The organism is Siphonobacter sp. (genome assembly GCF_048595215.1).
In the GTDB taxonomy this organism is placed as follows: Bacteria; Bacteroidota; Bacteroidia; order Cytophagales; family Spirosomataceae; genus Siphonobacter.
In genome coordinates this window covers 1-8,960 of the sequence record NZ_JBMDWJ010000015.1, presented here as the reverse complement: position 1 = coordinate 8,960, position 8,960 = coordinate 1, and the positions used below count along the sequence as shown (strand labels likewise).

Annotated in this window: 9 protein-coding genes; 4 read left to right on the top strand and 5 right to left on the bottom strand. The window is 48.8% G+C overall.

Features of this window, described 5'->3' with window-relative positions; all coding sequences use genetic code 11:
- On the bottom strand, window positions 1–275 hold a 275-nt coding region (locus tag ACOJTG_RS01000; protein WP_420152092.1), incomplete at its 3' end, for an NUDIX domain-containing protein.
- Window positions 276–426: 151 nt separating this feature from the next.
- Between ACOJTG_RS01000 and ACOJTG_RS00995 the strand changes: the two genes are divergently transcribed.
- Both ACOJTG_RS00995 and ACOJTG_RS00990 read left to right on the top strand, forming a co-directional pair.
- A complete protein-coding gene (locus tag ACOJTG_RS00995; protein WP_420152091.1) occupies window positions 427–1,371 on the top strand; it encodes a TolB family protein in 945 nt (314 codons plus the stop codon).
- A 17-nt stretch (window positions 1,372–1,388) separates the two neighbouring features.
- Window positions 1,389–2,789 (top strand): Gfo/Idh/MocA family protein, encoded by a 1,401-nt coding sequence (locus tag ACOJTG_RS00990; protein ID WP_420152090.1) that lies wholly within the window; start codon window positions 1,389–1,391, stop codon window positions 2,787–2,789.
- 94 nt (window positions 2,790–2,883) lie between these two features.
- Here ACOJTG_RS00990 and ACOJTG_RS00985 read toward each other — a convergent pair whose 3' ends face one another.
- Window positions 2,884–3,231, bottom strand: a complete 348-nt coding sequence (locus tag ACOJTG_RS00985) for a nuclear transport factor 2 family protein (protein WP_420152089.1) — start codon at window positions 3,229–3,231, stop codon at window positions 2,884–2,886.
- Window positions 3,232–3,479: 248 nt separating this feature from the next.
- Here ACOJTG_RS00985 and ACOJTG_RS00980 point away from each other — a divergent pair, with 248 nt between their 5' ends.
- On the top strand, window positions 3,480–4,949 hold the full coding sequence (locus ACOJTG_RS00980) for a S41 family peptidase (RefSeq protein ID WP_420152088.1): 1,470 nt from the start codon (window positions 3,480–3,482) through the stop codon (window positions 4,947–4,949).
- 25 nt (window positions 4,950–4,974) lie between these two features.
- On the opposite strand, the gene ACOJTG_RS00975 is transcribed toward ACOJTG_RS00980, so the two are convergent.
- The 3 genes from ACOJTG_RS00975 to ACOJTG_RS00965 all read right to left on the bottom strand — a co-directional run bounded on the left by ACOJTG_RS00975 (window position 4,975) and on the right by ACOJTG_RS00965 (window position 7,749).
- Entirely contained in the window at window positions 4,975–5,805 is an 831-nt protein-coding gene (locus ACOJTG_RS00975) for an NAD-dependent epimerase/dehydratase family protein (RefSeq protein ID WP_420152087.1), read from the bottom strand.
- Between the two features lie 72 nt (window positions 5,806–5,877).
- Complete coding sequence (locus ACOJTG_RS00970; RefSeq protein ID WP_420152086.1) at window positions 5,878–6,732, bottom strand: helix-turn-helix domain-containing protein; 855 nt, start codon at window positions 6,730–6,732, stop codon at window positions 5,878–5,880.
- A 174-nt stretch (window positions 6,733–6,906) separates the two neighbouring features.
- Complete coding sequence (locus ACOJTG_RS00965; protein ID WP_420152085.1) at window positions 6,907–7,749, bottom strand: AraC family transcriptional regulator; 843 nt, start codon at window positions 7,747–7,749, stop codon at window positions 6,907–6,909.
- A gap of 231 nt (window positions 7,750–7,980) precedes the next feature.
- On the opposite strand from ACOJTG_RS00965, the gene ACOJTG_RS00960 reads away from it, so the two are divergent.
- Window positions 7,981–8,960 (top strand): response regulator (locus tag ACOJTG_RS00960; RefSeq protein ID WP_420152084.1); only part of this gene is annotated, 980 nt, incomplete at its 3' end.

Here is an 8,960-nt window from a genome sequence, read left to right as displayed (position 1 = left end):
TCCCGATGCTTACTTTTGATAATGCGGTTCTCGTCGCCAAATACCCTAAACTGTTCCAGGTATATATCTGTCAGTCCCGTTCTTTCCCGAAGAATCCGGCTGGCCGCCTGATCGATTCCTTCCGTCTTGCGTATATAACCGCCGGGTAATGCAAACACGCCTTCCCCAAACTTGAATTTGGCAATCAGTACTTTCAATGCCTTCGCTTCGTAACCGAAAATCACACAGTCAATGGACAAATGTGAGATATACTTTTCATCACCCAATTCTTGCATCGTTCTTCAAATCTGCCCCATGAATAGACCTGCAAAAGTATTATTATTCCCATTTTAATTACCATTTTTGATCTTTATCTCCTTTTTGATCGATGACGATTCCATTGCTTACTTTTGATAGAAACCTCTTATTTCATCCGCTCTATTTTCTATGGAAACGCAAAACACAGCTTCTAAATGGACGCTTGTTACGTCCCTTTTATGTCTTTCGTTGATGGCTTTATCGGTAAAGAGTATCGCCCAGAAAGACACGACGAGTTTCGTTCATACCGTCGATATTGGTACGGGTAAAATCGATACCATCTTCCGGATTCAGAAACATCTCGAAGCTCCCAACTGGCACCCGGATCAGTATCTGATCGTCAATAGCAAAGGAAAGCTCTTTACGCTTCCCCTAAACGCCCCGAGCCTTCAGGAACTCAATACCGGATTTGCCAACCAGTGTAATAACGACCACGGCATTTCGCCGGATCGAAAATGGCTGGCGATCAGTCACAATGATAAACAGGACCCCTCGCCTAAATCGTACAAATCGGCCCTTTACATTCTACCTATACAGGGCGGGGAACCTCGAAAAATCACCCGGGAAGTCCCTTCTTTCTGGCACGGCTGGAGTCCGGACGGCAAAACCCTGGTTTACTGCGGCGAACGAAACGGCAATTTTGATATTTACGCAATAAGTACGACAGGAGGTTTGGAACAGCGATTAACTCATACGGAGGGGCTTGACGACGGTCCTGAGTACTCCAGCGATGGCAAGTACATTTATTTTAATTCCTACCGTACGGGTCATATGCAGATTTGGCGGATGCGATCCGACGGGGCCAGCCCCGAGCAGTTAACCTCCGACCAGTATTCCAACTGGTTTCCGCATCCCTCGCCCGACAATCAGTGGCTCGTTTACATTGCGTATACTTCCGATGAAAAGCAGAATCATTTATTCGGCAAAAACGTAAAACTTCGCCTCATGAATCTGAAAACCAAAACTATTCAGGATATTACACCCGTTTTTTACGGTGGGCAGGGGACAATCAATGTACCTTCGTGGAGTCCCGACAGTCGGAAGATTGCCTTTGTCAGCTACGCCGTCAAGTAATTTAACGTCATCACCTCATGGATCAACATTCCTCTAAATCAAGAAGACAATTTCTGCAAAAAATTGCGGCTACCAGTCTGGCTGCGGCCTCTTCGCCCCTTTCATCCCTAGCTGCTCAGGCCAAGGAGGAAGAACGTATTCTTCAGTTTGAAAAGAGAATTTCTGCCAATGACACTATTCGTCTGGGAGTGATCGGGTACGGAGTGCAGGGCCACTTTGACTTAAATACGGCCCTTAAAGTACCGGGTGTCGAACTGGCCGGAATTTGCGATCTGTACACCGGAAGAATTGAAAACGCGAAGGAAAAGTACGGCAAAGAACTCTTCACAACTCGTAACTACCACGAGCTGTTGGACCGGAAAGACATCGACGCCGTTATCATTGCTACGCACGACGTCTGGCACGCCCGAATGACTTTGGACGCTTTAGCCAAGGGTAAACACGTGTACTGCGAAAAACCGATGGTGTATAAAATTAGCGAAGGTCCTTCGGTCATTGCGGCGGCTAAAAAATCGGGCAAGGTGTTGCAGGTAGGCAGTCAGCGGGTCAGCAGTATCGGCTACGCCAAAGCCAAGGAATTACTGGCCGCCGGAGAGATTGGCAAGCTCAACATGGTGAATGCCGTATATGATCGCCAAAGCTCCATTGGGGCCTGGGAATACACGATTCCGAAAGATGCCAACGCCAGTACTACCGACTGGGAACGCTTCATTGCCGTAACGGATAAAATGCCCTTTGATGCCAAGAAGTTTTTCTGGTGGCGGGCGTTTAAAGAAGTGGGTACGGGCGTAGCTGGTGATTTGTTCATTCACCTGCTGAGCGGGACGCATCTGATTACCAATTCGAAAGGTCCGGAAAGCATTTACAGTACCGGTCAATTCAGCTACTGGAAAGACGGTCGGAATATGCCCGATGTGATGTCGGGGGTCATGCAGTATCCCGAAACCAAAGAGCACGCCGCCTTCCAGCTAACCCTACAGGTGAATTTCATCAGTGGTACGGGTGGTCAAGAAGTAATCCGGCTGGTAGGGTCCGAAGGGGTGATTGATGTGGTGGGAAACAGCATTACCGTCAAGCACAGTCTCTTACCCGAAGCTCCCGGTTTTGGTGGCTATGATTCCGTCTTTACCTTCTCTAAACAGATGCAGGAGGAAATGCAGAAAGAGTACGACGCTAAATGGACACCCCAGCAACGCAAACGAAAAGTAAAGGAAGATATCGTTTTCAAAGCACCGCAGGGCTACGACGATCATTTAGACCATTTTACGAATTTCTTTGAAGCCATCCGCTCCAATAAACCCGTGGTGGAAGACGCCGAATTCGGCTTCCGAGCCGCGGCTCCAGCCCTGGCCTGTAACGAAAGCTACTTCAGTAAGAAGATCATTCACTTGGATCCCGTTAAGATGAAACTGGTGTAGTAAGTGATTTGTATGGTACCAAGAAAAAGGAAGCGATCCATGCGATTGCTTCCTTTTTCTTGGTACCGTACACTCAATAGTTTGCCTGGACCATCTATTTGTGTTCAATAACCATCGTTCGGATTTTACCCGCTTCAAAACGGTATACATGATACAGTTGCGTATCGTTTACGACCTGACCGTTTAAATCCTTGATCACCTGGTGTACGTGAACGGCGAGTTGACCGTCGGGTCGGGTGTCCACCGCAAGCGGTTCCACGTGGGGATCGATTTGTTGCCATTGCCGAAGCCAGTACGCCCGCACTTCGTCGTGACCAGACACGTAGCCGCCTTCCCAGCCATTGGGCCAGGCTACATCGTGGTGCATGTGGGCCAGGACGCGGTCAATCTGACGGGCGTTAAAATCCTGATATAACTGATGGAACAGGGATGAATAATCCATGATCGAGAAAGGGTTTAGACCAACGTGTTTCGTAAGTCAAAACTAGACTCGGTATCCCACTTATGAGCGTCGGTATTCATTGAGATTGTAGCGGATTTTCTTGAGAAACGCAGTTCTTACGTACTGTTCCTCCTAACTCATCAGTATCATTCAAAAGCATACGTTAGGAAAACAAAAATTCCCTAAACGATCCTTTAAGAAGCATACATTTCTTATTTTGTAACTTTCATCAGTATAATCGACTGAAAATGATCGTTAAACACCCGTTTTTCTCTCTGCTTTTTCTTCTCATTGATTTATTCTCCGTCTCAACGGTTTTTGCCCAAACGAATCAAAAAGCAGAGTGCGATTGTTTGGAAGCGTTTACTTTCATTTCGAATTACGTGGAGAAAAACCAGGCTTCTTTCCGGCACGTCGTAACCGCTGATCAACGCCCCGCGTATAAAACGTTCAAACGGGGCATTCGCCGACAAATTCAGAAAGAGGGCAAACGCCGCTGTAGCTTGTTTTTACATCAGTACATGGCTTATTTCAAGGATCATCACTCGCAGGTGCATGCGGAGAGTACCCTCGATGTCAGTGATCCCGATCAACTCAAAGCATTCCTGGCCTCAGCCACCTTTCGAAATACCGAAACCGTAGTCATGGATTCGGCAAAGGCGTACGACTATGTCAAACATTCAAACGATCCGGTGGAAGGTATTTATGACCTCTACGGCTCTTATCAGGTGCTAATTCAAAAAAACAAAAATGCCTATCGGGATTATTATGGCGTCTTGTTACAAACCAAAAGTCCGACCTGGGAGCCCGGCCAGGTAAAGCTTGAACTCAAAAGAATGGCCGCAGACACCTACCAGTATCAGGGGTATCTGCAGGACCATTCTTTATCTCTGGAATTGTTAACCATTGATCAGCCCGTCACCCGGATTGGCGAGTGGACGAAACTCTATCCCGTCGCTACGACTGCTCCTAAACATGTTCAGGATTCCATTCCTACGGATTTGACTACCTTTAAGCTACTGGACGACAGTACCGCTTACCTAAGCATCAGTACCTTTAGTCGGGAATACCTTTCCGTTTTAGATTCGACGTTTCAGGCCTTGACGCCCGTTCTGCAACGAACACCGTATCTGCTCATTGACGTCCGCGACAATGGCGGGGGTAGTTCGCTAGCTTATCAACGTTTGCTTCCCTTGCTTTATACCCACCCCTCCACCGATGATTCGTTTACGGAATATTTGGCTACGTCGGGCATCATCGAACGGTACGAAAACTTGCTAAAAAATAGTCCCAATCCAGCCCTGACCAGCTACCGAAAGGATCTGATTCAGCAAATGAAACAAGTGCCGGAAGGAACGTTTATACGCCTGCGTCAGGATCAGCCGAAAGCGGATAGCACCTCTAAAATCCGCCTGGAAAATCCCAGAAAAGTGGTGATTCTGTATAACCGTAACTGCGGCAGCTCTTGCGAAACGTTCGTGTTAGCGGGTATGCGGAGTAAAAAAGTAGTTACCGTCGGAGAAAACTCCGGGGGATACATTGGCTACGGGAACATCATGACGATACCGGTTCCGAATTCAGCCTACGTACTGGAAAGCTCCACGACCCGAAATCCGGCTCTGGTTCAATACGAGTATACGGGCATCCCTCCCATGCGTAAGGTTCCTGCCCAAACGAGCTGGATTGAGTTTGCCCGGCAAGAATTAGGTAGGCCCTGATTACTTTTTACGCTTTGGGTGGGTCTCACAATAATTTTTCCTGCACAGCCTGATAGACCGTTCTGACGACGGGCTGAAAACCCAGACTACGGGCCAGTGAAGCATCCGCATGCAGGTACCAGGGATTGGGAAGCGGCTCCGCCGAGTCCTCCAGGGTTTCGCCTACTAACTTCACCAGTTCGTAAATCGAAGCGGGCCCCTCATCGGCAATATTGACTATGCGGCCATCGAAAGCCCCGGCCAAACCCAGGTGCATAGCCGTAGCGATGTCGCGGTGGTGAATGGTACTCATTCGCATAGCGGGATGCCATTGCGTAGCTTTCAAATGTTGAGGGAGCGTTTCCAGGTGACCATCGCCATCGCCATACACGAACGGAAATCGCAGAATCAACCAGTTCAGACCGCTTTCCTGTACTTCCTTTTCGGCCGCCACTTTGCTGGCGGGGTACGGATGCTCCGGATGAACGGCATCGTCCTCGCGACCGGGATGCGAACTTTCAGCATCGTAAACGTGCGTCGTACTAGCGAAAATAAATCGGGCGTTGGGAGCGTGGATTTTAGCGGCAGCGATCAGGTTTCGCGTACCTTCGAGATTACTTTTCCAGATCAAATCCAGGTCTGGTGTACGGAAGACGGCGGCCAAGTGAATAATGGCGTCCACCCCCTGTACGGCCTGAGCAAGCGAGGCCTCTTCAAACAAATCGCCCTCCATGATCGACACGCCGGACGGTACGTCTTTGCCCGCACGTACCAGTGCCCGACAATCCCAACCCGCTTCCATGAGACGAGGGAGCAGGCGTGCTCCCACCAGACCGGTTACACCCGTTAACAATATTTTTCCGAATGGCTTGTTCATTTACGTATGATTTAAATACGGAACAAAATTCGGGCGTGTACGCTTAGCGGAGCCGGACGAAAGCCGATGGGTTCAGGACAAATCCTGAAAAAACGCGGCAACCGTTTTCCCCGTTTCCTTTTTGAATACGCGGGAGAAGTAATCTGGGTCGTTGAAGCCCAGTTCAAAGGCCAGTTCCTTTACGGACGATCGTTCGCCGTAGTACAGACGACGTCTGGCTTCCAGAATGAGACGGTTGGTAATGAATTCCTTGGGCGATCGACCGGAATAATGTTTGACAATCTGGCACAGGCTGTCGGTACTGACGGCCAGTTCCTCGGCAATCGCTTTGATGCTTGGATGGTCGATCAGGTTGTTTTCAACAAATACTTTAAAGCCAATGAATTTTGCGAGTCGGTCATCCGTCGGTTTTTTGTCCGCTGCAAAATAGGCGGTGTTCAACTCCGTAAGCAGGCTATTCAGATGGGCTAGAATTAATTCAGGCTCCGTGTCCGGGCTGCGTACTAGCGTCTGGAGCATTTCGAAAATACCCTGTACCCGACCAGCGGCGGCGGGTGAAAATCGGATTTTCTGCTGGTTCAGTGGATTCAGTAAGAACGGATAAGGCTTCGGTAGTTGGGCCAGGCAGGCTTCATCAAAGCCCAATTTGTAATAGTCTTTCGCGTGAACATCGACCGGAAACTGCTGAATCTGATGCGGTAAGCAGAACAGCACCTCGTGTTTTTCAACCTCGATTGTATCCAGATCTACGCCGTACTGGCTTGAACCCTCGACTACAAAAAGAAAAAAGTAATACGGCAAGCGATGCGTAAGTCCGTACTGATCGGCGATTTCCGGCGATAGATGACCAAAATCCGGCGAAACGATTCGAATCGGTAGCTGATCGTTTTGGCTGAAGCCCTCCGGTAATGAATGGATCGTACGCATGCCTGCTGTTTACAAAAGGTGATAGGGTTAAACATACACGCTTCCCCGCGGAAAGACAAACCCGAACTGGACGTACTACCGCAAGCGGATGGCCTATCCAACCCGAAACAACGGTATACTACTCCAAAGTTAAACTTCTACAGAAACGTTCTTCAGGAATAAAAACGCGTGCGGTCAAGATACTGCTAAACTTCGGCGATAGTCCGTGGGGGTGTACTGGTAATGTCGTTTGAAAAGTTTGTTTAAATGGCAAACGTCGGAGAACCCGAATTCATCCGCGATCTGGGAAATGGTCAGCGTACTCAGACTTAACCGAGTGGCTACCCGATTGAGTTTATACTGAATGATGTATTGCTGAATGGACTCGCCCACCTGTTGCTTAAATAGGGCGGCTAGGTGACTGGCGGAATAGTTGAATACCTCCGCCATGTTTTCCATTCGCAACAACTGAGGTTCCGTAATGTGCTGACCAATGTACGTCAGTACGCGTTGGATAAACGCCGAAGGGCTTACCGACCGGGCAGATTCGCCGACCGAATGTTGAGCAAGATAGCGATCTAATAGACTCAAAATGGTCTTCATCAGTGATTCCACGACTGAATTAGCCGGTACGCCGTGCAGCTGCTGTTCCGCCAGAATAATTTCTACTAAGGCCCGCAGGCTTCGTTGTTCACTGGGGTTACTGATGAGCGTACCCGATAACGGTACGCTATAGTCGACGACGTGGGGCCACCCCTGACCCGCTGTCGGCACCAGACTGGCTACGTAAGGAATGGTGAACAACAGACTATAAAAGCAGGTCTTTTGAGAAATCCTGAAACTGCATCTAGCCGATGGTCCCAGAAAAAACACATCCCCGGCCTGGTACCTAACCTGATTTCCATTCGCCAGATAATAGCCACTACCGGCCTGAATCAGCACAATTTCGTAGGACGTATCCCGACTGCCTGATACAGGCCAATGGTTGGCTTCAAATTGCTGGGCACGAAGAGACTCGTTAGAAAGGAAGCGTTTCATAGTCCTGGATTTTTAAAGGTAGAGCATCAGCTAGTGATACGCTTGCCAACACAATGCCAAAGGCTATAAAGAACCACTTCCAATACTCTATCTACTGATAATCAGTAATTTAACATTCTCGCGTTAGTAACATCCATCTCCAATAGAATAGAGCCTCCAATATATTGGAGTTTCGTTTATGAGTAAACTGCCTCTTGTATCTTTACTCCGCATTAAATTCACAAAACGGCTATGGCTTACTACGGTGAACTGAACCGACTCCCTTCCCTACTGGTGGTGGAGGACGAGTTTCTGATTGCCCACGATCTTCGACGGATACTAACTAACGCGGGGTATGATGTGATCGGTTTGGCGGCATCGGTACAGGAAGCCAAGGAACGCATGGCCCAGCGAACACCGGATATTGTCTTACTGGACATTTTACTCATCGGGCTTGAAACGGGTATTGATCTGGCCGAATGGCTGAAAGAACAAGGGATACCCTTCGTTTTTCTGTCGGCTAATCTTAGCAACGAGCTGCTCGAAGCGGCCAAACGTACCCAGCCCTTCGGCTTTCTGACCAAGCCGTTTCGCGAAAAAGACGTACTGACCACGCTGGAACTAGCCCGCTATCGTCACGCTCACAGCGAAGAAGCCAAGCTCCGGCAACAACAGGCCATTCAGATTGCCGTCAACAACGCTATTGTTACTATTCAGGATCGGGATCAGCTGTGTCTGGCTATCGCTCAGCAGATTAATCAACTCGTCCCCTTTTCCTTTCTTAACCTGCGGATTGGCTTACCGGATGAATCCTCTTTTTACTGGCTGATGCTGGAAAAAACGTCAGAACATACGTTTGTACGGATCAACCCAACCGCTCTGTTACCTAGCCAAACGGATGGACAAATGCTGGATAAACTCGATCGGGAAGCTCCGGATCGACTCGGCGAACAAATGGGAATCTTCGTCGGTGAAGACTTTCAGCAACTCTGTGAGCATTACATCACCGCCCGCTCCTGCCGGGATCATTTTCAGGTACAATCGCTGATGCTCTTTCCCATTCAGCTCAAGCGTAATTCCAGAACGACGATTATTGTATCCAGTACGTCTCTGGAAGGTTTTACGCCGAAAGAGTACCAGGCCGTTAGTCTGATTATGCCCCAGATTGCCCTGGCTCTGGATAATTTGCTGGCTTACGAAGAATTAGAGGCTCGTCGCCAACTGAAAGCCAT

Excerpts from the sequence above, each read along its gene's own strand:
- ACOJTG_RS00980 (WP_420152088.1), top strand. The coding sequence starts at position 3,480 with ATGATCGTTAAACACCCGTTTTTCTCTCTGCTTTTTCTTCTCATTGAT.
- ACOJTG_RS00990 (WP_420152090.1), top strand. The coding sequence starts at position 1,389 with ATGGATCAACATTCCTCTAAATCAAGAAGACAATTTCTGCAAAAAATT.
- ACOJTG_RS00995 (WP_420152091.1), top strand. The coding sequence starts at position 427 with ATGGAAACGCAAAACACAGCTTCTAAATGGACGCTTGTTACGTCCCTT.
- ACOJTG_RS00985 (WP_420152089.1), bottom strand. The coding sequence starts at position 3,231 with ATGGATTATTCATCCCTGTTCCATCAGTTATATCAGGATTTTAACGCC.
- ACOJTG_RS00970 (WP_420152086.1), bottom strand. The coding sequence starts at position 6,732 with ATGCGTACGATCCATTCATTACCGGAGGGCTTCAGCCAAAACGATCAG.
- ACOJTG_RS00965 (WP_420152085.1), bottom strand. The coding sequence starts at position 7,749 with ATGAAACGCTTCCTTTCTAACGAGTCTCTTCGTGCCCAGCAATTTGAA.
- ACOJTG_RS00975 (WP_420152087.1), bottom strand. The coding sequence starts at position 5,805 with ATGAACAAGCCATTCGGAAAAATATTGTTAACGGGTGTAACCGGTCTG.